Source organism: Prevotella sp. HMSC073D09, from assembly GCF_001814145.1.
GTDB classification, from domain to species: Bacteria; Bacteroidota; Bacteroidia; order Bacteroidales; family Bacteroidaceae; genus Prevotella; species Prevotella conceptionensis.
The window spans coordinates 152,759-179,758 of record NZ_KV815118.1; the positions used below are offsets into that span (position 1 = coordinate 152,759).

General features: G+C 45.3%; 17 protein-coding genes. 2 read left to right on the forward strand and 15 right to left on the reverse strand.

The features are described from left to right. Window positions 1-503: 503 nt before the first annotated feature. The gene (locus tag HMPREF2955_RS10755; protein WP_070723436.1) at window positions 504-728 is read right to left on the reverse strand and encodes a hypothetical protein; all 225 of its coding nucleotides are present in this window, start codon (window positions 726-728) and stop codon (window positions 504-506) included. Between the two features lie 800 nt (window positions 729-1,528). Between HMPREF2955_RS10755 and HMPREF2955_RS10760 the strand changes: the two genes are divergently transcribed. Beyond that, window positions 1,529-2,020 carry a hypothetical protein gene (locus HMPREF2955_RS10760; RefSeq protein ID WP_070723438.1) on the forward strand — a complete coding sequence of 164 codons (492 nt, stop codon included), beginning with the start codon at window positions 1,529-1,531 and terminating at the stop codon, window positions 2,018-2,020. A gap of 256 nt (window positions 2,021-2,276) precedes the next feature. Here the strand turns inward: HMPREF2955_RS10760 and HMPREF2955_RS10765 are convergent, their stop codons facing one another. The 14 genes from HMPREF2955_RS10765 to HMPREF2955_RS17065 all read right to left on the reverse strand — a co-directional run bounded on the left by HMPREF2955_RS10765 (window position 2,277) and on the right by HMPREF2955_RS17065 (window position 24,391). Beyond that, window positions 2,277-3,836, reverse strand: coding sequence for an MBOAT family O-acyltransferase (locus HMPREF2955_RS10765; protein ID WP_083317702.1), 1,560 nt, complete (start codon window positions 3,834-3,836; stop codon window positions 2,277-2,279). Beyond that, the gene (locus HMPREF2955_RS10770) at window positions 3,833-5,218 is read right to left on the reverse strand and encodes a GDSL-type esterase/lipase family protein (RefSeq protein WP_070723440.1); all 1,386 of its coding nucleotides are present in this window, start codon (window positions 5,216-5,218) and stop codon (window positions 3,833-3,835) included. Before HMPREF2955_RS10770 ends, HMPREF2955_RS10765 begins: the two co-directional genes overlap by 4 nt. Before the next feature lie 31 nt (window positions 5,219-5,249). Continuing rightward, the gene (deoC, locus tag HMPREF2955_RS10775; protein ID WP_070723442.1) at window positions 5,250-6,179 is read right to left on the reverse strand and encodes a deoxyribose-phosphate aldolase; all 930 of its coding nucleotides are present in this window, start codon (window positions 6,177-6,179) and stop codon (window positions 5,250-5,252) included. Window positions 6,180-6,185: 6 nt separating this feature from the next. Further along, on the reverse strand, window positions 6,186-6,557 hold the full coding sequence (locus HMPREF2955_RS10780) for a nucleotide pyrophosphohydrolase (protein ID WP_044260191.1): 372 nt from the start codon (window positions 6,555-6,557) through the stop codon (window positions 6,186-6,188). 152 nt (window positions 6,558-6,709) lie between these two features. Then, complete coding sequence (gene dtd, locus HMPREF2955_RS10785) at window positions 6,710-7,159, reverse strand: D-aminoacyl-tRNA deacylase (protein ID WP_070723444.1); 450 nt, start codon at window positions 7,157-7,159, stop codon at window positions 6,710-6,712. Between the two features lie 301 nt (window positions 7,160-7,460). Next, window positions 7,461-9,206: an erythromycin esterase family protein gene (locus HMPREF2955_RS10790; protein WP_070723446.1), complete on the reverse strand. Its 1,746-nt coding sequence runs from the start codon at window positions 9,204-9,206 to the stop codon at window positions 7,461-7,463. A 2,914-nt stretch (window positions 9,207-12,120) separates the two neighbouring features. Then, window positions 12,121-13,971 (reverse strand): excinuclease ABC subunit UvrC, encoded by a 1,851-nt coding sequence (gene uvrC, locus HMPREF2955_RS10795; RefSeq protein ID WP_070723448.1) that lies wholly within the window; start codon window positions 13,969-13,971, stop codon window positions 12,121-12,123. A gap of 751 nt (window positions 13,972-14,722) precedes the next feature. Continuing rightward, window positions 14,723-15,253 (reverse strand): adenine phosphoribosyltransferase, encoded by a 531-nt coding sequence (locus HMPREF2955_RS10800; protein ID WP_009230526.1) that lies wholly within the window; start codon window positions 15,251-15,253, stop codon window positions 14,723-14,725. Between the two features lie 471 nt (window positions 15,254-15,724). Beyond that, entirely contained in the window at window positions 15,725-17,596 is a 1,872-nt protein-coding gene (gene mnmG / locus HMPREF2955_RS10805) for a tRNA uridine-5-carboxymethylaminomethyl(34) synthesis enzyme MnmG (RefSeq protein ID WP_070723450.1), read from the reverse strand. A 507-nt stretch (window positions 17,597-18,103) separates the two neighbouring features. Then, window positions 18,104-20,170 (reverse strand): M48 family metalloprotease, encoded by a 2,067-nt coding sequence (locus tag HMPREF2955_RS10810; RefSeq protein ID WP_246830127.1) that lies wholly within the window; start codon window positions 20,168-20,170, stop codon window positions 18,104-18,106. A gap of 246 nt (window positions 20,171-20,416) precedes the next feature. Beyond that, window positions 20,417-20,839: an rRNA maturation RNase YbeY gene (ybeY, locus tag HMPREF2955_RS10815; protein WP_070723453.1), complete on the reverse strand. Its 423-nt coding sequence runs from the start codon at window positions 20,837-20,839 to the stop codon at window positions 20,417-20,419. A 27-nt stretch (window positions 20,840-20,866) separates the two neighbouring features. Further along, entirely contained in the window at window positions 20,867-21,322 is a 456-nt protein-coding gene (gene coaD, locus HMPREF2955_RS10820) for a pantetheine-phosphate adenylyltransferase (RefSeq protein WP_019187781.1), read from the reverse strand. 2,196 nt (window positions 21,323-23,518) lie between these two features. Then, window positions 23,519-23,803, reverse strand: coding sequence for a hypothetical protein (locus tag HMPREF2955_RS16630; RefSeq protein WP_139145547.1), 285 nt, complete (start codon window positions 23,801-23,803; stop codon window positions 23,519-23,521). A 459-nt stretch (window positions 23,804-24,262) separates the two neighbouring features. Beyond that, complete coding sequence (locus tag HMPREF2955_RS17065; protein ID WP_256374699.1) at window positions 24,263-24,391, reverse strand: hypothetical protein; 129 nt, start codon at window positions 24,389-24,391, stop codon at window positions 24,263-24,265. Between the two features lie 62 nt (window positions 24,392-24,453). Between HMPREF2955_RS17065 and HMPREF2955_RS10825 the strand changes: the two genes are divergently transcribed. Then, complete coding sequence (locus HMPREF2955_RS10825) at window positions 24,454-27,000, forward strand: zinc-dependent metalloprotease (RefSeq protein ID WP_083317703.1); 2,547 nt, start codon at window positions 24,454-24,456, stop codon at window positions 26,998-27,000.

Consider the following 27,000-nt stretch of genomic DNA (forward strand, 5'->3'; position numbering starts at 1 on the left):
TTTTGGTGCTAAATGCAAGGTAAAATGGTGCTAATTGCAGTGCAAAATGGTGCTAAACGCAAGGTGAAAAGCATAAAAATACACCGCAATTGTATAAACAAAACCTTTCAGAGCCATGAAAAATAGGGCTAGAGAGGGCAAAATGGGCATCAAAAAGTGGGGTTTTGGTGGCTAAAAGCAGGTAATTGGACTTTAAAAATTACGAGCTGGCGACCAAAATAGAAAGGTAAAAAGGTGCAAAATGCGGGTCGTAGGCTTAAAAATTGACAAGTCCCAAGAGATGGAAGGGTAGAAAAAGTGGCTTTTTACCTACTTTTTGACCTGTATTTTCTCTAGAACGGAGAGAAAATTAGAATGGTATTGTAAAATAAATGATAAAGATTTAAGTTTTTAAGTTAGTAAGTTGATGAGTTGATGTGTTCGGGAGTTGTTGGCTTTTCGTGAATTTATAAGCCAGTAAGTTGATTTGTTTAGTACTTCGTACATGAGCGGAGACCTTTATCTTAGTTTTGCATCACATAGATATGATTGGCAATTAACTCTGTGGATAGTGCTACGCGCGATACGGTTGGGTTGACAACGTAAAGTCCCTTCTTTAATCGGATGAGCTTTCCACCTAGTTCAAGGTTGCGCACCTTTTGGTTGCCTGCCTTCATTTCGGGGTATAACGAGGAGAGGGTAGACGTGCTTATGGGGATGTTGCCAATGTGTTCTAAACCATTAATCATACTGCAAAGATGGCTAAAAACTGAATGGCAAACTAACTTCTCTTTGTTTTGCTGTTCAATTTATGGCTCTTTTTAGTGGCAATTAATTGCTTAAAACGTTCGTTATGGTGTTTTTGCCGGGTGATTTTGATGATATGTAAAAGTTAAAAAATATAGTTTTTTCTGTTTGTGTTGTTATTTTTTTTATATTTGCAATGTGCACTTTAACGCTTAATTCATAGTGTATCAATTAGCGCACAAACTAGTAATTATCTTCATTCTAACATTAAATTATCCATTATGAAACACCCATGACAATTTGATTATCGTCAAAGCGAATGTAAATATTTAGTTTAAGTTACCTTTGCTGCAAAGTGTTAACTTCAAAAAATGAACTATGGCATATTTGGAATTCGCTCGGTTTGAATCGCACGCAGTTGCGGTATGGACATCCACAAGAAGGTTGTGGTTGCGACAATAAGGACACTTGTTCACAAAGAACGTTGGATGTTTGAAACTTTCACTAACTCTTTGGTACAGATTACAACAAGTTTTCTTTTGTCTTACCTCTGATAATAACTAAATAACTGTAAAATCTCTACTTTTAAGGAAGGTTCTAAAAGATGGTCTTCTCTGTATTTGGTGAGCAGATTTCACTTACTTATTGAAGGAGTAGGATTGATTATGCTATTGGCAAATAAGTGAAAGATGCTGAACAAAAGCAAGAAGACAGTGAAAGGCTATGCATGAAATAGGCATTGTTCCTTATCGAGGGATTTTTAGAACAAGCCTTAAGTTTGTAGACCACAAAATGTTTGCTTATGAAAAAAAGTGTTTTAATGGCATTGGCCATACCATTCCTGCTACTCGCATTTGTGGGTTGCAGCAAGGATGATGCGGAAAAAAGCGACTTAAAGGTTCGTTTCAAAGTATTGAATGCGAAAGGGGAAGAAACGAGCGTGTTCAAACATGGTGAGGACATTCTCTTTGAACTGACGGTAATGAATGAAGGCGAAAAACCTGTGGAGGCATGGAAAATAATAGACTTGCGCGATGTGTTCCATGTATACACCTCAGACGGAAAAGACATGGGAAAACCGTGGGATGAAATTTACGATCCCTTTTATGTGATGAGGTATATACCTGCACATGGGGATTTTAATTGGCTTTGCAGTTGGTTAGAGAAGAAAAACTTTTTTGTACAAAAACGTCCGAGAACCGCCTTACCTGTTGGTGATTATGTGGCACGGTTCAACGTAACGTTAGAGAATAAACACATGGTTGAATGTAAGGTGAATTTTAAAGTGGAATAAATTATGAAGAAGACAATCTTTACCTTTATGACCTGTCTCTTTATTTATGTGCTGTTTATACGCTAGTTGAAACAAAGATTACCTTCTCTGTATTTTTTAGAATCTGCCAGAACAGCTGTTCTGGCAGGTTGTTAAAGGTGACATGCCTGGTAATAACAAACCAATCGGGCAAGTTAATGAGAAGAACATGTGTCAATTTAAAAAATATAGAGAAGGTAATTTTTGGAACCAGCCATGATGATAGTTGTCTATCCGTCTAGAACTGGAAGTAGATAAACGGCTGTATGGCGCTGCTTTTTACCTGTATAACGATATAAATAACGATAACTAGGAATAGTGCGCACACCACCACATTGCAGCGGCGCAGGCCGGCTATGATGCCCTCTTGCCAGCGATTGGGTATGTAATGGGTGATGAAACCAAAGAGCATCAGGGCCAATACGTACTTGTAGCCGTGCAAAATGGGGACGAAGAGGTCGGCGCGGAAGTCGGTAAAGATGCGGTTAAGCATCATCTTGCTGGTTTCGAAAGACAGGTTGCGGAAGAACAACCATGTGAAACACACGAAATGGAAGGTGATAAAGATGGCCAAAGGACGGCGAATGCCACGGCTGACATAGCCGCGCGGATGCTTTAACAGCCCTTGCGAAAACAACTTGTGCACGGCTAAGGCCACGCCATGCATGCCACCCCAGATGATGAAGTTGAGGCTTGCACCATGCCAAAGGCCGCCAAGCAGCATGGTAAGGATGAGATTGAAGTACTGCCTTATCTTTCCTTTGCGGTTTCCGCCCAATGAGATGTAGATGTAATCGCGTATCCAAGTAGAGAGCGATATGTGCCAACGCCGCCAAAAGTCGCTGATGTTGGTGGCGGCATAGGGCGCGTTGAAGTTTAAAGGGAAGTGGAAACCCAGCAATAAGGCAATGCCAATGGCCATATCCGAATAGCCAGAGAAGTCGCAATATATCTGCATGGCATAGCCATAGATGCCCAAGAGGTTTTCTAAACCGCTGTAAAGACCAGGATTGTCGAAGATGCGGTCTACAAAGTTGAGGCTGATATAATCGCTTATTACGGCTTTTTTAAACAGTCCGATGAGGATAAAGAACAGTCCACGGGCGAACATGTCGCGCGTAATGGTTAGCGGTTGGCGTATCTGTGGCGCAAAATCGCTGGCGCGAACGATGGGACCGGCCACCAATTGGGGGAAGAACGACACGTAAAAAGCATAGTCGAGCAAGGAGGGTAGGGGCTTTAAGTGGCCGCGATACACGTCGATGGTGTAGCTAAGACTTTGAAATGTGAAGAAACTGATGCCCACGGGCAAGAAGATGTCCCAGGGTTGGAAGTTGTGTTCTAGCATGCGCGCCACCATTCCAACGAAGAAATTGGTGTACTTGAAGTAGCCTAACAAACCTAGGTCGATAACCAAACTCAATGTAACAAACAGCTTTCCCAGCCCTCGACGTTCGCGATAACGGTGTATGAGGTTGGCTAAGAAGAAGTCGCTGATGGTAACTAGCGCGAGCAAGAAAAAGTACAAACCGCTGCTTTTGTAGTAAAAGTAGTACGAAAAGGCGGTTACGAAGAGCAAACGTGCCGTAAGACGGCGTTGCAAGCACATGTAGACGAAGGCGAACCCCAAGAAAAGCATGAGGAAAAGACCCGTCGAGAAGATGAGCGGCTCGTCGGAATTGTAGGTGAGAAGGTCGGTAACACGGTGTATCTCTGCGGCGTGTTGCTTGGTGAATTCGGCAATTTGGTCGGCATAGTACGACACTTTCTCGACGAATTCGGACAGTTGTTTAATCATTTCTTTTCTATTGCTTTGCGTCTAACATAGTTTTTGTACCCCTCTTTAAACGAAGGGAACATCTTCCTGGCCAGTTCTTTACCGCCCTTGTAGTTGAGGTGGGTGTAGTCTTTGTTGGCATAACTGCGTTCTACCAGCGTTTTTACGCTGCTTTCTCCACCCATAGCCTCGAAGAAATTGAGGAAAGCCACCTTCATGTCGGCCGCCATTTGCTGTTGCAGGGCCACCAGTTGCTTTACTTCTTTCATCGTTTGTATGCCGTTGGGCGAGCGTTGGTCGCGGTCGGGAACGCTTACTACCAATATCGATGCTTGTGGAAAGGTTTGCCGCATCAGCTCAATCACCTTCTTCATCTTCGTTGTATAGCCCTTCATCACGCTCAATGGGTTGCCGGGAACGGCCACGTTCAGGCCGAAATGCAGCACGATAAGGTCGTAAGGGCGCAGTCTGCTGAAATCTTGCAGGCGGTGTGTGGGTATCTTGGCCAGCGTTAATCCAGGCGAACCGCGCATGGAGAAGTTATCGAGCGTTACGCCTTTGTCGCCGTCTAGCGTTAGTCCGTACAGGAAAGTGCCACTTCCCACGCCCTTAAAGGCAAAGCCAATGCTGTTGAGCGAGTCTTTAACTTCTAGCTTTTGCACGGCGGTAGAGCCGGTAAACTTATGTTCGCTGATGTGCCCTTTGCCGTCGTTGCTCTTGATGGTTACGCTAGTGGGGGTGTGAAAGTATAGCGTTGATATGGTCCAATTTTGGGTATGGGCGTAGTTTTTGGTGCCGCTCACCTTTATCCACGAGCCTTCGCGTGGTGCGAAATAGCGTTCGTTGATGCCTTGTTTTGAGATGTCGAAGGGCTTTTTGGCCACGGCATACTCGGTAATGCCACTATATTGCTGCCTGATGGATATGCGGTTTTGCTGCATTCGCGACCCCGTGTCTACCCATCCCACGCCACATCCGCCCCATGTGCGTTGGAACAGCTCGCGTAAGTCGGCCGTTAAGATGTCGCCTTCGATGTACGAGTCGCCGAAATAGGCGATGCGCACGGGCCTGTCGAGCTGATTAACCTTGGTTAGCTGACTGTAAAAGTGGTCCATTCCGCCAGCCGCTCCGCTCGAATAGTCGAAGATAGGCTCCACACCCTTTGTCCACACTTCCTTAAAATGCAGGGCGGCACCCTTCTTGGTCTGCACCATGATGGGGTGGGGAGGCGTTGTTGGCAGCACGTCTACTTGCTTGCCATCGTTTTCGGGCACCACTTGACTCAGTATGTTTACTTCGCGCAGCTGCGTACCGCCTATCGAAAGCGTGGGCAGTTGGTGCATAAGCAAGAGCGCGGCCACGGTTATGGCTACGAGGATGAAGGTTCTTGCGGGTGGGTTCATTTGCTGTTACTGTTGTTAGGGGGCGTTTTTTTTAGAAGAATTTTGTTTCTTCGCCGTTTATTTCGCTTAGCAGTAGGTTGGCCAATCGGCTGGTGCCAAGGCGGAACCACTTGTTGGTTAGCCACTTTTCGCCCAACACTTCTTTCACGATGGTGTAGTAGATGATGGCGTCCATCACGGTGTTGATGCCGCCAGCAGGCTTAAAGCCAATCTGTATGCCTGTTTTTTCGTAATACTCTTTGATGGCCTGACACATCACGTAAGCAGCCTCTGGCGTTGCCGAAACCTTCTCTTTACCCGTAGAAGTCTTGATGTAGTCGGCTCCGGCATACATGGATAGCAGGGATGCTTTCTTGATGTTGGATGCCGTTTTGAGGTCGCCAGTTTCGAGAATAACCTTCATTGGCCTTTCGCCGCAGGCCTGTTTCAGCTCGGCAATGTCGTCGCACAGCTCTTCATAGTTGCCCGAAAGGAACTTGCCTACGGGCATAACGATGTCTATTTCTGTTGCGCCGTCGCGTACGGCAAGTGCAGTTTCGGCCACTTTTACCTCGATAACGGCTTGCGAAGAGGGGAAACTACCCGATACGCAGGTTACTTCTACGCCTTCCACTTCAAGCGTTTCGCTGGCCACTTCGGCAAAGCAGGGATACACACACACGGCTGCCACGTGGGGAAGTTGCGGGTAAGCGTTTTCAAATTGGTTAACGCGGTCTACGAAAGCCATTACGCTGGTGTCCGAATCGGTGGTGCTGAGCGTGGTTAGTTCGATGCTGCCGAAGAGGAATTTCTTTACTTCGGGCGTGTCGTTAGCCAGTGTTTTCTCGGCGATAATGGTTTTAACGGCCTGCTGCACCTGCGCATCGTCTAGCTCGGTGGTGTATTCTTGCAGGGTTTTCTCGTACTTGCTCACCTCTTCTTCGTGGTGATGGTGTTCGTGTTGATGGTTATGTTCGCTCATATTTCCTTATTTTTTTAGTTTTTCGTTGTTGATGTGGCGTGTTTTGTCGCGCCTTGTTTTCTTCTCGATGTTGCGCCTTAGCTCTTCTTCGAGGTTCACTCCTGTTTGGTTGGCCAAGCAAAGCAGCACCCATAAAACGTCGGCCATCTCGTCGCCCAGGTTTGGTTCTTCTCCCTGTTTAAAGCTTTGGTCGCCGTATATGCGTGCCATTTGGCGTGCCAGTTCGCCCACTTCTTCGGTAAGAACGGCCATGTTGGTTAGTTCCGAGAAGTAGCGCACGCCGTATTGTTTAACCCATTGGTCCACCAACTGTTGCGCTCCGCCTAGTGTTAGCGGTTCGTTCGTCGGTGTTTTGTCGTTGTCGTTTTGTTGTTGCATGCTGTGGTGAGGTGTTTGCTTGCGGTTTGCAGACTTGTTTGCCCATAGGCTTTCGCTATTGGTTGGATTAGGCACAAATAGCTTGTTTTTGTTTTTAATCTCTGTTTTGAAAGTCACATTTGGCGGCAGTGCACTTTTGTTGTAGGTGCAAACTATTTGTCTTTGCTGTCTATCACGATGGTAACAGGCCCATCGTTTACCAATTCAACCTGCATGTCTGCACCGAAAACGCCTGTGGAAACGGGTTTGCCTATCGACTCTGAAAGGCGTTTGCAGAACCGTTCGTAAAGGGGAACAGACACATCTGGGCTTGCCGCGTGGATGTAAGAGGGGCGATTGCCCTTCTTGCACGAGGCCATGAGTGTGAATTGACTAACTACGAGAATGCTTCCCTCCACGTCTTTAACTGAGAGATTCATAACTCCCTCGCTGTCATCAAAGATGCGTAGGTTTATGGTTTTCTTCACAAGCCAGTCAATATCGTCGTCGGTGTCGGCGTATCCCACGCCCAACAACACCATCATTCCTTTTTCAATGGCGCTTTCTACGCGGCCTTCGATGCTTACCGAGGCCCGTGTAACGCGCTGGATTACTATCCGCATTGTTCGTTGTTTTATTTGGAGTAGTGCAAAATTAGCCAAAATCGCGCAAACAGCAAAATAATTAGGGTTGCGATTGATATTAGATTGTTGGTGCTGTGTAGGTTAATGGCATGGAAAGGGGGCGACAAATCGGCGGGCATCGGCAAGTACACACGTACCTACATGCCACAGATGGCACCGACGTTAAGGGCCGTATGCCTTTACTTGCTTGCCTGTTCATCGGCTCTATCGGTGTTCTTACACGCCGCAGACCCCACTTTTTCTCGCGCTGTATTGTTTTCACGTGAAACGTTTTCCGCTTTTATTCGTTCAAACCATTCTCCCTTAGCTTTCTTATCTTCTCTTTCGCATTTTCTAAATAGCGTCTTACCGTGGCATCTACATAGTTGAGATAGCGGTTAAGTACCTCTTGACTTTTCTCCACGGGCTGCGAACGCGACACGAACAATATGCCATCAACGCGCGCTTTGGGTACGAAATAGAAGAACTGATTGTTGTCGTTGGTGTTGCCTAACACCCTCATAGTAAGCACGTCTGCGTTGTTTAGCCGCTCTGCGGGTAGGTAGGCCATGTTATGCCCCATGCTTTGCAGGGCTTGTTCTATACTGCCTTCGGGTGCTTTTACTAGTTGTGCAGCACCAATGCTCTTGTCGTTTAAGCAGTTAAGTGTCCTTCCTTCGTAGGTGCAGAGGGCAATAGCCTGATAATCGTCTTTGTATTTGGCCTTCATACGATGCCCCGCAGAGTAATTGTTAAGCTCTTTCATGTCGCCACCCACAAGGTAATTCAGATGTATGAAGTGCCCATAAATCGTTGCCTTTGCGCCATTACCAGCGAGGATGTCTATCAACGCGAACGCAGTTCTCGCCATCGTTTCGTCCCTGTTTGTCAGTCGTTCGTAGGTTTCACTGCTTTCCTTGTTTAGTTGTAGGCACAACTTCAATATTTGTCGCTCGTCGGCGGTGAGCCATTTGCCCACTGCACCGTCTGCCTTTGTTAATTGTAAGCTGTCGTCTTCGTTGGTTTCCCAGTTCAACAGGCGTTTAACAATCGTGTCGGTTTCGGGTGTTTCTCTCTTCGAACAGAGGGTTTTAACAAACTCGGATAGGTCTACACTGCTTGCTATGTCTAAACTTTCGATGTCTATTCCCCAGAACGATACGCGATTGTTGTGTGCCGAATTGTAAGCTCGCAGCCATTTGATGAAGTCGATTGTGTGTTCCGAAGACAGGTTGCCTTCCATATATCGCTCGATGTCTTGCAGCTTAAAGCGCGGGTCGTTCTTGATATATCTGTTTACGTAGAACGAGTATTCCAGGGGATATTCATGCATAACCAGGTTGCAGCCCTGCTTGATGATGCGCTCTTTAATGATGTCGAACGCCATGCGACCCAATGTTCTGCTGCCATGAACAGTCTCGCCGATGCCCATAATGCGACTTTGCACGCTGGGTATCTTGCCGAAATTCACCCCGTTAAGCGTTATCGCATCGCTTTTTTTCAGCGTAGTGTTGTCGCTTTTGGGTTCCGTTTCGTTTTTTAATTGCGCTCCGTTGGCCTCCAATTTAAAGGCACTTACCCGTATGTTGTTAAATGCCAGTTCGCTGCCAATGGCCTCTATGAAAACGTTAAGCAAGTAACCATCTTTTATTTTTACCTTTTTGCTAACCTCTTTCCACTCTTCTGTCAATGGTAGTTCTATGGTATCGCTCCTCAAAAATTGTTCGCCTGCGCCGATGGTGTTAAGTGTTATGTAAGCCCTTTCGCAGTTAAGGGTTTTATATCTGATGCTCACAGTTACTTCTGCTCCTTGTTTATTCAGCTGATATACAGGTATTAGCGTTCCTATTTTACCTTTTTCTTCATCCTTCACAGCGAATACTACGGACGTATCATTTTCAGTTGAGTCTATCACCACATTCACAAAATTGTCTGTTGGGTGCATGTTCCACCTGTACCCGAATGTCTTTTCTCTGGCACTTGTATTTGTAATACCGATTAATAGACAGATGTCTGCGATGAGTATGGCGTATAGTTTTGTTTTCATAAAGCCTACAACAGTGTTATTGATGTTATGTTTTTGCTTTGTATGTTGTCAACTCTCTCTTTGTGGGGCTATATTTCTGCATTCTCTTTGTCGCGACGTATGATAGGACTTGACGCTATGCCTTATCACACTTGCGTAGGATGTTTACATAATACACCTTAAACTACTAACGTAAATATGTTGTATCTATTGTTTTATTTTGCCTTTTTTATTATGTTTTGTTCATCTTTTTCTTTCTTACCCTTTGCCTTTACACCCGCATCATTTCTTGTTTAGTTTGTACTTCATTTCAACCCTAATTGGTCGCCGGTCTTTCAATTTGGCTGATAATCCTAGGATGAGTTTATTTCGTCATTTGACTATTGTCTTAGCAAGTTGTATTGTGTGTATTTCCACCTACATTTTCTGCATCGAACGTAGTGCCGTCATTGTCATAGCAAGTTGTGACATGTGCATTTCCACCATTTGCTTTTGTTCCTTTTGAGTAGTTTATAGGCTCTTACTCTTTTCTGTCCGTATATTATTGTTAAATACGTTGTTTATATTTTACAGAACATGTCTTGTACGCTACTCATTCTAGCAGATTTTAATGCTTAAAAACTGCCAATTTGGGGCTATTTATAGCTCTTAAGCTCTTCATTCAATCTTAATTTTGGCGATGCTGCCTGCGTTTTGCACCATTTTGCCTTTCTATTTTGCCGTTTGTTCGTGCTTTTTTAATCTCGATTATCTGCTTTTAGTGGTCCAAATGACGCTTTTCTCAGTGCTTTTTCCCCATGTAGAACCTGCATTTTCTATCTTTTAGGCCATTTATAGCCAGTCAAACTCCGCCTTAGTGTGATTATTTTTTTGCATTTCGGTGCATAACTATGCGTGTTTCGATGGTATTTTTATTGCTATTAGTACCAAATTACGTTGCGTTTTGGTGCTAATTGCGTCGTATTTTGGTGCAAAACGCACTGCGTTTTGGTGCTAATTGCAGTGCGTTTTGGTACTATTTGCGATGTGTTTTGGTGCTAAATGCTGTGTTTTTAGCGCGAAATTGTATGCCATTTCGTTCGGATAGCATTTTTATACAAATTGGATCAACTTATGTTCGTTTGTACATGTTGCCCCTTTTGTACAAAAACAAACGTTCGTGAGAATCGATTATTTGCGACCGAGTGGGGATTTGTTCGCAAATCGACCACTTATAATGTTAAAATATTGTCTTAAAAGTTGACAATGTAGATGTTGGTTTCCCATCATTTTTGTTGAAAAGCAAGTTTATTGGGTTGCCGCTTGCCGATGTGTTAGTCAGCCAGAGTAGTTTATTGTGTCGATTATCCTATTAATGCTTTGTAGGTAATAGAAATATGCACCAATTAAGCTGCTGGATATAGTTCTACAAAGCTGCCAGATATAGTTCTATAAAGTTGCTAGATATAGTTCTATAATGTTACTAGATATGCTTCTGCAAAGTTAAGAGTTGTGGTTCTACCAAGCCACTAGATTTTGTTCTGCAAAGCGACTTGATGTGCTACTACAAAGTTACTAGTTGTGGTTCTATAAATCACCAAAGTTGCTCCATTGCGTTTGTTATACGCGCTGCATAATCCTGCTGACCATGTTACATTGTTCTGCATACTTGCTTTGTTTTTTCAACATCAAATGTAGTATTAAGCAGCCACTTCCAAGAGTTTTATCACTTATTGCTCCCATATTAAAAATTCCTCACCACCATACATTCACCCAAAAAGCTGCCATTCGTTTTCTTTCGAGTCTTCATCAACTTCTGTATTTTTTACCTTTGTCGATTTTTGAAGGTGGTACTGCTTTTTATTGTTCTCCGATTTTTTATCAGTGGAGTAGGGGTGTGTGATTTTGAACCCCGATTATCGAATTTTGTTTTTGCCCTTTTTTGCCCTTTTCCCTTTTGGGGGATGGCTTGCAAATTTCTTCTTCCATTTTTTGTAGTCTTCCCTTTCACGGTAACTTTTTGTAGTTGTAGTTTATTTCGTTACTTCATTCAAATTGCTTGCTTATTTTTTCTCAGTTGGAATTTTTGTAGACCTAATCTTTCACCTTAAATTTATACACAAATTTACAACTAGGCTATTTTGGTTAACGTCCATTAACTCGGAGAATCGATTTTTTGCGACCATCTGCCCGTTTGCTCGCAAATTTCGTCGTATTTTGCTAGTTTATAACCTATTGAAAATTAGGTAAATGCGTTTTAGTAGACATTTTGCGATTTTCATTTAATCCTCATTTGGTGTACTTTTGCCATGCTTTTGCATCAAGAAATGGAGTTTTTCACCTTCCATTTTTTGCTTGGTGTTTCCCTAAAAAATGAGACTTCTTCTTTCGAATTGCATGCGATGGGTTAACCCAACCTTTACTTTTGTTTATGTTGTAGTTATATTAACGATAATAAACGTTCGTTTGCTAAGTATTTTTTCTATGCCCTGCAAACTTATTTTGTTGTCTTTCGGTGCGTATTTCTTGCCTTTTCATAAGTTTATCTTTGTGCTTTTGTCGCTACAACTAATTGATAATCATCGTATTAAGTAAAATATACCATTCAACTTCCTTTTAAGTAACTGTATGAGAAGCTGCTTGTTAAAGACTTATTTGTATATGTTGGTTATACTTAACCCTCTGATAATTAGGTTGTTACATGTTTCCCCTATTCTATTTGTGTATTCCTTATACGTGGTACAAGGTTTAAACAGCTCTCGTAGTTGCGTACGTTTGATGCTAACTTGCTTGGGGGGCTTGGCTTGGGCATATGAAGGTACAGATACTTTTTTGTTTCTCCTTCAATCGAACATGGGAAAGCAAATGGACATGGGTTCAGGTTGCTGAAAGGGTTAGTGACGAACTGATCCAGCAGCAAACGCAAATACTCAACAACAGCTTTTTGATTGTAGACTTATGTCTTCTCGTTTAGAGTTTCGTTGTGCCAATAATTGAATACAATTTGTGCCTTGGCATTGCCAATATGCTTGGCAAGAACATCGAGGGGAGCCTCTTTTATCTGCTTAACCGACTTCAATTCTTTCAACAAGATGGCCTTTGTTTTAGGTCCAATACCTTTTATGTCGTCTAGTTCAGAGTGCAAAGCGTGCTTGCTACGCTTGTCTCTATGAAAGGTAATTGCGTAACGATGCACCTCGTCTTGTATGCGTGTGAGCACATGGAAAAGCTCGCTTTTCACGTCTAAACCCACTACTTGCGGCGGCCAACCATAGAGCAATTCGTTGGTTCTGTGCCTATCGTCTTTGGCCAAACCTGCAATGGGGATGTCTAGATGTAGTTCTTCAACCAACACTTCGCGCACAACGCCCATCTGTCCCTTGCCTCCGTCTGTGATGATAAGGTCGGGTAGGGGAGTTCCTTCTTCTACCATACGTGTGTATCTTCGCCTTACAACCTCTTTCATCGAGGCGTAATCGTCGGGTCCTTCCACGGTTTTGATGTTGTATTTGCGGTAATCCTTCTTGCTAGGTTTCATCGCTTTGAACACCACACAGCCTGCAACAGCGTCTGTTCCTGATATGTTTGAGTTGTCGAAACACTCAATTTGGTAGGGCAAACGTGGCATTTGTAACTTGGTTTGCAGCTCTTTCATCAGTCTAACAGCCTTTTGTTCGGGGTTCAGTTTCTCGTTTTGTTTCAGTCTGTCGAACTTATATTGCTTGCCATTCATTTCAGAAAGTTCAAGCAAACGGCGTTTGTCGCCCCTTTGTGGCACAACAAAAACGGCCTCGCGCATGGTCCATTCCATCTCGAACGGCACGATAATCTCTTTCGCTTTGCTGTCGAAACGCTCGCGTATTTCGGGTATGGCAGACGCTAGAATGTCTTTGTCGCTCTCGTCTAGCTTTCGTTTATACTCGAAAGTAAAGCTTTGGTTCACCGTTCCGTTTTTCACATGCAGGTAATTGATGAAGGCTGTGCGGTTAAATTCGTCGTCTGTGATGGTGAAAACGTCCACATCGGCGATGCTAAAACTAACAACTTCGCTCTTTGCGCAATAGTTATCAAGCAGAATATACCGCTTTTTAAGTGCTTCTGCCTCTTCAAATTTCAGCTCTTCTGCCTTTTTTAGCATCTCCTCGTACAGCATTTTGCGTACTTCGCGCGTGTTTCCTTTCAATATTTCTCGTGCTTGGCGGATGTTTTCTTGATACTCTTCCCACGATTGTTTGCCTACGCAAGGTGCGTCGCAGTTGTGTATATGATACTCTAAGCATGCTTTATACTTGCCCATCTCTATGCCTTCGCGCGTAATAGGAAAGTGGCAAGTGCGCGGTTTGTATAGCTTTCCAATCAGTTCGAGTAGTGCTACCATTGTGGGAACGTGGCTATATGGTCCATAGTAGGTGCCAAGCCGCTTGTTAATTGTACGTGTTTTGAAGATGCGCGGATAAAGTTCGTTGGTTATGCAGATGCTAGGATAGGTCTTTCCGTCTTTTAGTAGAACGTTGTAACGAGGATTATACTTCTTAATAAGGCTATTTTCTAGCAGCAGGGCATCCTCTTCTGTGCTGACAACAGTGTATGAAATGTCGAAGATTTTGCTTACCAAAACCTTCGTTTTAAATCTATCTACCTCCTTATGAAAGTAAGAAGACACCCTGCTTTTTAAGTTCTTGGCCTTGCCCACATATATAATAATGTGTTGTTCGTCGTAGAACTGATAGCTGCCAGGTTTGTCTGGCAGACTCAGAACTATGCTTTTCAAATGCGCCAAGCGTTTTTCGTTCTCTTCTTTTTTCATCGTTCGAAATCCCTTTGTACACTAGTGTTTGCATGTTTTGCTGTTTCACGTGAAACACAAGTGTTAGTGTTTCTTTCATTATGTCGTACTACTGCCTTTCTTTCCTTTTGGTTGGGTGAGAATGGTGTGGGTTGTTACCTTCGATTGTGAGCCGTGGGCATAGCGTGTTGCTGGCGTATCGCGGAGTCAGGGTAGGGAGGTTCTGGGCTTGTTGATGCTTATTTACTCCTTATTTGCGTGTCACAGGCTTGCCATAAACATCTCTTTGTTTGCCCTTTCTATTCTTTTCTCTTCCTTTGCTCTTATTTCTAAGTCTTCCTTTTTGTGCAGACACACATTCTTTTCACCGTTTATTTCGATTCTGTCTTTCCGCTGTTGCAATCTTTTTATGTGTCTAATCGGCGTTTTTGTTTCGCTCCAAGTCGTCTTTCTTTTGCTTTCTTGAGATTTTAGCTTGCCCTATTCACTGCAATCAGCTGTGCTTATACAAAGCCTTATAGATGAAGAATGCCAGCTCTTGTTGCGTTTTTTCGCCGTTTAGCGCGTTTGAATACCTCCTTTACTTATATCCTTTTGTGTTCTACCGAAAGCGCAATACTCTCCTGTTAAAGCCAAAACGAGAACACCTTCTTGTCTTTCTCCACAGCATGATGTGGCGTTTGGCAAGTTTAAGGTGTTCTCGTTGCTTGTGTTAAGGCAGCTCTGGCGCGGCGTTATGCCGTTTAGTGAGGTTTATTTTGCTTGTGCGGCCTTATACTTGTATGAGTGTTGAAATCTCTATGTCTTTATCAAACGCGGCTCTGCCGTTGAGATCCTCGTTTACAAGTTCGATAATGAAGTTGGCGTAAATCTTCTTGGGGTTGAATTTCTTCACCAAATCGCATGCAGCCTTCATCGTTCCACCTGTTGCAAGCAAGTCGTCGTGGAGTAGAACCACATCGTCTTCACTTATCGAGTCTTTGTGTATCTCGATCGTATCGGTGCCATACTCCTTGTTATAACTTTCTTGTACGGTCTCGCAAGGTAGCTTTCCTGGCTTTCTGCAAAGCACAATGCCTGCCCCTAGCCTGATGGCTACGGCCGATGACATGACGAACCCGCGCGATTCTATGCCTACAATCTTCGTGATTCCTTTGTCTTTGTAAATCTCGCACATTTCGTCCGTGATTACTTTAATACATTCGGGGTTCTTGAACAGCGTTGTTACATCGCGAAAGTTCACCCCTTTCTTCGGCCAATCTGGTATACAACGCAGATTGTCCATCAACAGTTTGTTATTCATTTACAGTAAGTTATGTTTCTGTTCTTATATTAATTGTTTCACGTGGAACGCATGCTGGTTCGAGTAATACTTCATGTGTCCGCGCTTTTTGATTTCTCTTTCAATCCTCTTTTTATGCCAAACGTAGGTCCCCGCTTTATGTAAGGCCTCGCGTTGGCTTTTTGTTTTGTTTCTTGTTTCATCGTCCTTTGCGCGCTGCTATATATAAGGTGTGCGCTTTGGCGATTGCTTTCGTGCTGCTTTTGTTTATCCTTTGAAGGTGCAGACGAACTAGGGTGGGGGATTATAGCAAATCTTTGTGCCTCTTTCGTTCTGTTGTTCAAGAACGTTTATGCCTTGTATTCTTCCGTCCTTCGTTTCTATATTGGCGGTTTAAAAGTGCATTACAGCATTTTTTTTCGACGAACTTGGCCGCAGACCTCGAATTTGCATCTTGCCTTACGACACACGATGTTCATCCAAAGAAGTGCTTTATCTGTTCATCAGCACGAGCAATACATTAATATCGCTTGGCGAAACACCTGGTATTCGTGAGGCCTGTGCCAACGTTTCAGGGTTGATGCGAGCCAACTTTTGTCGTCCTTCCGTGGAAATCTCGTGCAATTCTTCGTATTTGAAGTGCCCCTTAATGCGGATGTTCTCTAAGCGGCGCATCTTGTCTGCCACGATTTTCTCGCGTTCGATGTAGCCTTTATACTTCATCTTTATTTCTGCGGCCTCTACAATCTCCTCCTGTCTGTTGGGCGTTTGCGCAATGGCAGCCTTTAATTCGGGTACTGCATCGGCAAGTGCCAGTAGGTTTAGCTGTGGCCTAGCGATAAGGTCGGCTAGTTTAGCACTTCCGTTTAAGGGTGTCGTTCCCCAGCGTTCCAGTGCCGCATTGATGTCGTTAGCCTTCACCGAGGTTGTTTCGCAAAAGCTAATTATGCGTTCGATGCTTTCTTTTTTCTCCATCCAATGGTCGTAACGATGCCTTGTAGCCAGTCCTATTTGGTATGCCCGTTCGGTTAATCTCGCGTCGGCGTCGTCTTGACGGAGTAGTATTCGGTATTCTGCGCGCGAGGTAAACATGCGATAAGGCTCATCGACACCCTTCGTTGTAAGGTCGTCTATCAATACGCCAATGTAGCTTTCGTCCCGTTTCATCACGAAAGGCTCGCCCCCACTGCAAGCAATTGCGGCGTTAATTCCTGCCACAAGACCTTGCCCCGCAGCCTCCTCGTAACCCGTTGTTCCATTAACTTGCCCCGCAAGGAATAGGCACTTTACTACTTTCGATTCGAGGGATGCGTGTAGTTGAGTAGGGTCGAAGTAATCGTATTCTATGGCATACCCCGGCCTGTAAGCCTTGGCATCGCGTAGCGCAGGTATCTTTCGCAGGGCGTTTAGCTGCACATCAAGAGGCATGCTCGACGAAAAGCCGTTCAGATACATCTCTGCTGTGTTCTCACCTTCGGGTTCAAGGAAGAGTGGATGCTGCTCCTTGTCGGGGAAGGTAACGAGCTTTGTCTCAATACTAGGACAATAACGCGGCCCTGTGCTTTGGATTTGTCCGTTGAAAAGGGGCGAATCTGCAATGCCCGCTTGCAATGCTTGGTGCGCCTCTTGCGTGGTATAGAAAGTCCAGCAGGGCAACTGCGTTAGTGTTCTGGGCGTGGGCATGTAACTGAACTGATGGAAATCAATCTCTCCGTCTTGCCTTTCCATCTCTTCGAAGTGCACGGTGCGCGCATCAATTCTTACTGGCGTGCCCGTCTTCATTCGGTCTACGGTGATGCCATGACGCGCGATGCTTTCGCTGAATCTGTAAACAGCAGGTTCGGCACATCTGCCGCCGGGTATCTGCACTTTGCCAACGTGCATCAGTCCGTTAAGGAACGTCCCAACCGTTACCACAATGCTCTTGGCTCGAAACTCCGCACCCCAGAGCGTACGCACGCCAACGGCAGTGCCATTCTCCACAAGCAACTCGTCGGCTTGGTCTTGCCAAATGTCCAACCCTTCGGTAGAATCGAGCGTTTCGCGCCATTTGGTGATGAATTTAGCCCTGTCGCATTGCGCTCTTGGACTCCATACGGCCGGCCCCTTGCCTTTATTGAGCATGCGGAACTGTATAGACGTCGAGTCGGTAATCATTCCCATTTCACCGCCCAATGCGTCAACTTCGCGCACTATCTGCCCTTTGGCGATGCCTCCCACGGCAGGGTTGCAGCTCATTTGCGCTATTTTGTTCATGTCCATTGTGATAAGGCAGGTCTTGGCACCAAGTTTTGCCGCGGCACAGGCTGCCTCGCAACCCGCATGACCGCCCCCAATGACGAGGACATCGTATCTGAATATCATATTATTATTTGCTGTATGTACTTGATTTTATGAGTTTACGGCGTGTCGTATGGCGAGTTGATGGGGTGATAGCTTGCCAGTTACACCCGTTTCAGCCTGGCTATCCCTAGCCCATTTTGCCTTATCTAAATCGCCTTTTGTAGCTTGCACGTGTCGATTTGTACGCGCATGCACAAATGAGAGGTCATAATATGGCCTCTTTCTATCGTTATATATTGTGCTCGCAATATCCTTTTGCGAAGCTTAATGTTCTTAAAATCAAATACTTGTGGCGTTATGGCTTGCAATTTAACAGGCCGTGAGAGCCACAAAGGACTTACAAAGTTAGGGTATAGAAACCATATATGCAAATTAACGGCAACAAAAAAGGATGGCCGGAGCCATCCTTCTACCTCAGTAGTGCATTTTAATGGTATGGCGTTCAGTGAAGTTGCGCCAAAGATTATCGTATTTTTAGGAGAAAGGAGTAAAGGAAGTTGCGCGTAAAGGGTAAACGTTATCCCCTTTCTATTGCACCAATTCCAACTCCTCTTCTGCTTGTGCAATCCTGCCAATGGCCAATTTAAGCTCGGCATACTGCTGTTGCAGCAGTTCTAGGAAGGGCGATAGCAGCGACAAACACGTGTTAATTTCCTTCATTTGCGCGTCGCTATCGAGCCCTTTACTAGGTGCCGCCGCTTGTACCGACAGCCTGTATAAGTCTGCACAAGTGTCGTCTGCATGCAATTCTTCGCTTAACATGCGCAGCGTTGAAGGCATCGTGTCGTGCAATTCGGCCAGCAGGTGCTCGTATTCTTGCAAGAGCTGCGCCTCGTCCTTGTCTTCTTTGTGGCTGCTATTCCACTTTTCCACCATCTTTTCCGCCGGCTTAATGATAGCCTGCTGGTAGGCCTCAATGCGTTTGTTGAGCGCAAAAAGGCGTTCGTATAGCCCTTGAACCTCCGTTCCGTGGCTGCCATTACGCAAGTACGTGTAAATCTCCCGATACACATTCTTTACCTTCGGCAGCATCCGTTCCATATAATGGCTGTGTTCAATGGTTGGCAAATCGTTTGGCGCATAGCTTTTCCCCTTATAGTAAGCGGCACTAACCTCGCGGTTGCCGTTAATGATTTCAATCATTTGTTCGGCATCTTCGTAGGCTCGGATGTAGGCCGTTACGATGTTCCTGTTACGTTTGGTAAAGGGATAAGTAACCGTTTCGGCTGGCTTTTCCTCCATTGGATTGAATAAATCGATACATCCGCATTCCACAAAGAAACGGCGGAAACGCATGTCTAGCAGCTCAGTTACGAGTTCTTTTTCCAACCATTGGCGCAATTCTTCGCCAGTTAGCATTTGTGGCATGCCCGATTTTGCCGACTTATCTACCCTGAGCAGCTCGCCCACGCTTTGTCGGAGGTCGGCGGGAAGAATGCTCCATGCCGAAACCAGCGGCTCATTGCCTTGTGTAGGGATGTTGGGTAAGTGCTGAATGCGGTCTTTATCCGACGGGTGCGAGTTCCAAAGGTCATCACAAGAAAATCTCGCCGTGGGTTCATCGTTGGTCTTTACCTCCGCTTGCAGCAACGCTGTTGCCTCGATAGTCTTGCCTTCTTCGCGCGATTTAATTTGTGCGAGCAGCTCCAAAACCTCGAATGGATCGGCCTTTTTCGACGTTTCTGCCAGTCGAACCAAGGCAACATGTGTGTTAGAACTGCATTGCATCAGCACCGTAGTTTTGTAGAACGACGATGCCATCACGGCCTTTCCCACCACCTTGCATGCTATGCTGTCGGCATCGTATTCCATCTGTCGCGACAGTTCTCGATAAGCGATGTTCACATACCTATATAAGCATTGCAGCAGAAGGCGTACCCTAACAGTGAAGAAACGAGTAAGCAGACCGAAGATAGAGAAGGGGCTCCAGCCGAAATGGCTCCAGCGGTCTACCCATCTGTCCCAGGCATCTTCGCCATACACGAGGTTTCCCATCACGATGTTGGCGGTATAAACCACCGAGCTAATCTTCATGCTATCTTGCGAGAAGTGTCCGAACTCGTGAGCAAGAATGCCTTTAATCTCCTCTGTGCTTGTTGTGGCGAACAGTCCTACGCCCAAAACAAGGTTTTTCCGAACGGGAAAGAACATCGACCAGAAAGTGGTGTTGAAGTAAACACAAGCATTAATTTCGGTAGAGAGGAACACTTTGTGGGGCATCGGGCACTTTGTAGCCCTGGCCACATGGCGTATAAGTTCGAACAGTTGTGGGCAATCACTCTCTTTTACCTGTATTCTGCCCTCTTCTTCCACATTAAGTCGGGTAAAGATAAACTTCACCAGGAAGAGTCCGAACATCAAGCAGAGTGCTATAACGCCAAGGTAGGCGCCCAGAAGTATCAGCATGACAAATCCGCTGTTGGTGCCATCGAAGGCACGTTGCAGCATATCTATTCCCCAAAACGTTGCCCATTTGTAGCCAATGTAGAGCAGAGTGAGGCCTAAGGCAACCAGAGAGAGGTAGACAAGCACGAAAAGGGCTATTCGGTAGAGTACCGTTTTTCCCAATGCTCTTATTGCATTGTTTTCTCTCATGCGTTTAATCATTAAATGGTTTAGGCGTGTTTCGTGTAACACGTAGTTTAGATAAATTTCCTTGTGGCGCGTTCAAGGAAACACATTTGCGCCAAAGCGCAGGGGGCGGAGCGGTTTAAAAGGATTAGTTACGTTTAGTTGTGTTCCGCCTTATGTCGCTTTTTCTTGCGCATACATGCGCAATCAGTGGTTACGGGATTGTTTTCCCGCTGGGGTTTCCCCCATTTCATCGGCGTTTTTTAGGTATCAGAAAGCGCCATTTCTCATTTCCAAGGCTTTGTTTTCGGCCTTTTCCATGATTTCCCTTTCCCCCGGACCCTTGTCGTTGAGTCCGCATAGGTGAAGTATCCCGTGTATGATAACACGGTAGAGTTCATCTTCGAACGCCTTGTCGAACAGTTCAGCGTTTGTTCTAACGGTGTCGAGAGAGATAACGATGTCGCCGTTAACGACGTCGTCTTCATCATAGTCGAAGGTGATAACGTCCGTGTAGTAATCGTGTCCCAGGTATTCATTGTTTATTTCCAGGATTTTCTCGTCGTTCACGAACATGTATCCCACTTCTCCTACCTTCTTTCCATAGGATTGCGCCACAGCTTTTATCCATGCCGTGGTGTCTTTCCTTTTAAATTTCGGCATTTTCACGCCGTCTGCATTGTATGTAATCATAAGTTGTTTTCTGTTTCGGGGCTCAGCTCACTTCTTGTTCTTGCGCTTAGGCAAGAACATCTCGGCATTTTTGCCGAAGTGTATCAGCTCCCTCACGAGCGACGAACTAACGCTTGCGTGCTGTGGTTCGGCAAACACCAAAAGTGTTTCTATGCCTCCCATCATGCGGTTGATGTCGGCTTGTTCGCGTTCGTACTCGAAGTCTTTCACACTTCTCACGCCCTTAACGAAGAACCAAGCTCCCTCTCTGTGGGCGAAATCTACCGCCAAATCGTTGAACGCGCGCACCTCTACCTTGGGGTTGTCGGCATAAAGTTCGGCTATCTCCTTCACCCTAACCTCGGCGCTGTACATGTATTTCTTGCGTTCGTTTACGCCAACGCCGATCACAATCTTATCGAACAGCGGCAGCACACGCGCCACTATTGATTGGTGCCCAATAGTAAATGGGTCGAAACTTCCTGTGAATAGACCTGTTTTCATGCGCAATTCAAGTGGCAGTTACATTTTTGTTTGTTGTTCGCCCCCACGCTGCTGTTCAAGACGACGATGGGAGCGTACTCGAAAACGCGCTTTTGTTGGTCGACACGTTGACGAGTTTAACGGCTAAACCAAGTTCTGGTAGTAACCTACTACCTGCAAAAATATACTATTTCCCACTGAAAACCAAATTTTTAGGGCGTTTTTATTGTAATCATTTTAGAACATTTATTGTTCTTTATTCCTTTATTTTTATTTCCTAATCATCCAGGTTTTGACCTTCACCAGTTTATTTTTACCATTCCATCGTTTATTTTTCGTCTTGCTTGCGCAAAGTTGTTTTGGCTGGTTTGTTGCTTATTTTCATGTTGAAAAACATGTTCTGATGGTCTGTTTTTGCTGGATGTTAGGTATAATTTGGCCGTATTTTGTGTAGGTAAGGCTTTAAGCGAGTGGTTTAAGTGGGTGGTTATTGTGTTTAGTAAACCTTTTAGTTTTTAGTGCCATTAGTACCGCAAGGTGCTTGTATTATCACTGCGAGGTGCATGTATTATCACTGCGAGGTGCTTGTACTATCGCTGCAAGGTGGCTTGTACTACCACAACATGGTGCTTGTGGCCCCACTACAAGCCGCATAGTACTGGCACGTTACTAACAAACCAGTTGGCAGAGGTATCGTTTAAGGCCGGTTTTATAACCTCCGCGCTGTCGTTGCATCGTAACTATTCAGCGATAAGGCGTATGAACTATGATTGATTATCAATAAGTTACACAGACAGACACCTGCAAATTCTGGTAAAGTAATGTCGTTTCGAGCCATTTTGCCACAATATAACGTTTATAAGTTCTTGATAATCAACGTTCGTTATTGCTGAATAGTTACCAGCGATAAGGCGTATAAACTATTATTGATTATCAATAAGTTACACAAACAAACGCCTTCAAATTCTGGTAAAGTAATGTCGTTTCGAGCCTTTTTGCCACAATATAACGTTTATAAGTTCTTGATAATCAACGTTCGTTATTGCTGAATAGTTACCGTTGCATCATGATTTAAAGGCCGCTCCTTGCCGTCTTTATTGTTTTATCTGATGAACTTTCACTTGCATTTTTCGGTTATATAGTCCACCATGCACCCTCAGAATGCAAGCCAATTCTCTACTAGATCAAACCTAAAATGCCGACAAAGGCAATGAAGTTGTGCTTACTTTTAATATATCTAAGATTAAGGGGGAGTGCAAGACAAGTCAACTCACTGGCTTACAAACTCACTAAAGCCCAACAACTCCAGAATACGTCAACTCGCAAACTTACCAACTCACTAGTTCACAAACTCACAAACCCGCCAGTTCACTAACTCACTCTCGTCAATTCACAAACTCACTCTCGCCAATTCACCAACTCACCAACTCGCCAATCCACAAACTCACTAACTCGCCAACTCACTAACCCGCCAGTTCACAAACTCACTCTCGCCAATTCGCCAACTAACCAACTCGCCAATTCACAAACTCTCAAACCCGCCAGTTCACAAACTCACTAACCCACCAACTCACAAGCTTGCAAACTCATCAACTCATCAACTCAAAACCTTAAATCCCTATCTTTTATTTTACAATGCCGCTCTCGTTTTTGCTCCGTTCTAGTGAAAACATAGGTCAAAAAGTAGGTAATTATCTACTATTTTCAACCTTCCATGTCCTTTATCCTGTCTGTTTTTAAGAATGTAACCTGCATTTTGCACCATTTTTCCTTTCTAGTTTAGTTGCAAACTCATTATTGTTTACCCCCAATTACACGCTTTTAGGCCCTAAAAACCCACTTTTTAATGGTTATTTTGCCCCTTTCAACCATGTGTTTCATGGTTCTAAAAGGTTTTGATTATACAATTGCTGCGGATATTTATGCTTTTCGTCTTGCTTTTAGCGGCATTTTGAACTGCAATTAGCACCATTTTACCTTGCGTTTTGCACCAAAACGCATTCCAATTTGTACCAAAACGCAGTGCATTTAGCACCAAAACGCAGTGCATTTAGCGGCAAAACGCACAAAAGTAGGTTCAAATGGCGGCGTTTTTAAATAAAAATTCATTTTGCCGCATTCACATACTAACCCCTCTTTGCGTTAAAACAAACCCTCGCGAGAATCGATTTTTTGCGGCGAGATGGGCGATTGGTGACGAAAAGGACACTCATAATGTTAAATTCTTTGCTGAAAACCAGACAAAACTGATTGTGCTGTAAACACGCGCAAGGGGGGCAACGGCACGCAAAACCTGTACGCTTGCAACGGCCAGTACGAGCGGTTACAGGGCATCTCGCTTATGGGCAACGAGGACAGCATCATGCAAACGCATAAGTATTCAGCCTTTGCCAAGTGGTTTTCTGCTTGTGTGGAGCCGCATTGAATAACTTCCACCCGATCATTTTTTAAGTCATAGCCACGTTTTGCCACAGTCAAAAGGTGCAGAATTTCAGATTTCATCGTACTCTAGTTTGGCACTTCGTACACCAGTGGGATGTTTATCTTGGTTTTACAGCACTAAGGCATAACCCCCTCTCTGTTTGTGGAAATACTATAGTGAAACAGAATTGCATTTGGAAAATAGTTGTTAGAAGAATGCAAGATGTGCGTTGCATGACATCAATAACCTCTTGCGCAGAGGAAAAGGAGTACTTTTGTTTACTTACGATGCAGCTATGGCTTTCCAAATCCAATTCTGTTTGACTATGAAATAAAGACAACTTCAATTACTTAGAACCAACCTTAACCCCATTCTTTGCCTGCTATAAGCCGCTTTCCCAGCTCCCAATCAGCCTTTCAAACCGGCGTATCTCCCAACGCACACTTACTTCTTGTGTTAATTCAATGTGTGCGAAAGGTTAAATATTGTTTATGTTAAAGCTGTGTTTGGCATTCCTCTCGTGATGTCTTGCTTTAAAATCACGCCAATTCATCGGTAAGTTTCCCTTTCGTTTGCCAACCATCCGTGTGCCCCAACCACCTTCGTTTCTCTGCGCTGTCTTTCTGTAACGCCTTGATAAGCACGGCATCGGGTGCGTATTTGTACAAAAAGCACTATCTTTGTAGAACGAAATCGGACGGGCAACGCAGGTTGTTCGTTCCAATGTAACATGAACACATACAAAACAGACAAAGCAATTATGGGTATAAACAACAGGATTGGTTGCCTTTTGGCTGCCTTGGCTTTGAGCTATTCGGCTCAGGCGAGGGTGGCATTTGCCGTAAAGGTGCAGAAAGACACCACACAAACGGCGAAAACCGACACGGCCAAGGTGCAAAAGCCTAACGGAAAGGACGTGAAAGCCGAGCCGAAGAAGAAAGAAACCGACTACGACAGGCTGATGAAAGACAGCGGAACGGTGATGAAAGGCCTTTTCACCGTGCGGCACATCAAAGACAAATGGTACTTTGAGATGCACGACAGTCTTGTTGGCCGTTACTTTATGGCCGTTACTCGCTTTGCCGGCGTACCCCAAGGATTTGGCAAATTCAGCGGTGAAATGGTCAATGAGGATGCCATTTACTTTGAAAAACGCGATGCCAAGACCATGCTTTTGCGCACATTCGTTCGCACACAAGAGGCCAATGAGACCGACCGCATATACCTTTCGTTGAAACAAAGCACTGCCGACCCCATCGTTGCAGCCTTTCCCATCGTGGCGGGAAACACCCAAAAAGGCATGAACCTCTTCGATGTAACGGGCTTTTTTGCTCGCGACAACAACATCGTGGGCATTAACCACACCTTTTTCGAGAAGACAAAGATTGGCGGACAGCAGGCCGATCGCACCTTCATCGACACCATAAAGACCTATCCCATCAACATAGAAGTGCTTACAACGCGCACGTATGGCGCATCGCCTAGCGCGATAAGGGCATCGGGAACGGGCGCAATAACCCTTGCGCTCAACACGTCTATCGTGGCTTTGCCAAAAGTTCCCATGCGCAAACGTGTGTGGGACAACCGCGTTGGTTTCTTCGCTTACCCATACACCATCTTCTCGGACAACCAACACAAGAGCCAACGCGAACAGTTTATCTCGCGTTTCAGGCTCGTTCCCAAAGACGTAAAACGCTACCAACGCGGTGAATTGGTAGAACCCATAAAGCCAATCGTGTTTTATATCGACCCCGCAACGCCCAAGAAATGGGTGCCATACCTTATTAAAGGCATCAACGACTGGAACGTTGCCTTCGAAGAGGCAGGCTTTAAGAATGCCATTCAAGGCAAGGAGTGGCCCGCCAACGACCCAACGATGAGTCTCGACGATGCCCGTTTCAACGTGATACGCTACCTTCCCTCGGAGGCCGAGAATGCTTACGGCCCACATGTAAAAGACCCACGCAGCGGTGAAATCATCGAAAGTCATATCTGTTGGTTCCATAATGTGATGAATTTGCTCACCAAATGGTACATGACACAGTGCGGACCGCTCGACAAGCGTGCTCGCACGATGAACTTCGACGACCGGTTGATGGGCGAACTGATACGTTTCGTCTCCTCGCACGAGGTTGGTCACACCCTCGGACTACGCCACAACATGAGTGCGAGCTATGCAACGCCCGTTGAAAAGCTGCGAGACAAGGCATGGGTAGAGAAACATGGCCACACGGCATCCATCATGGACTATGCCCGATTTAACTATGTGGCCCAGCCCGAAGACAATATCGGAGAGCGCGGACTGTTTCCCCGCGTGAACGATTACGATAAATGGGCCATCAAATGGGGCTACCAATATCGGCCAGAATTTAAAGACGAACTGGCGGAGAAAGAGAAACTAATGGCCGAAACCACCACTATCCTAGCCAAAAATCCCCGACTTTGGTTCGGCGGAGAGGGCACTAACGAAGACCCCAGGGCGCAACGCGAGGACCTAGGCGACGATAATGTGAAGGCTAGCGACTATGGCGTGAAGAACCTTCAACGGCTTATTAAGAGCCTGCCCCAATGGACGCGCCAAGCCAACGACCAGTATGTAGACCTGCGCGAGATGTATAACAGCGCGCGACAGCAGTTTGTGCGCTACTTCGGACACGTAGCTAAGAACATCGGTGGGCGATATATCAACAACATGCCGGGCAAAATGCCTTACGAACTGGTGCCTGCCGAAAGGCAAAAAGCCGCTCTCGGCTACTTTGCCCGTCAGGTATTCGATGCCCCTTTGTGGCTCTATCCTGCCGAAATAACAGCCAAGACAGGCGTTAATGCCACTGCCGAGATAGCCAAGATGCAGGCATCGGCGCTTAACGCCACGTTCTCGTTGAACCTTCTCAACGCCATCTACAACAATTCGCAAGAATCGAGTACGGCTTATCGCTTGGAAAACTACCTCGACGACCTCTTCGCCGCGGTGTGGACTCCGCTCGATGCCACGCAAGATTTGAAGAACAGCAGTCGCAGAACCCTGCAACGCAACTATGTGGAGCGGCTCAACACCATGCTCAATCCCGACGATAAGGATAAGGTTGGTGCCACTGCGCCCGCTTTCAACACCGATGCACTACTATTTGTTGCGCAGCATCTCGACAAGCTCGACAACTATCTGAAAGCCGAAATGCAAACGGCCACAGGCATCAATGCTTTGCATTACGCCGACTTGGAACGCCAAGTAAAGCAGATAAAGACGGTGCGCGAACGCGGACGAAACGTGCGTTAG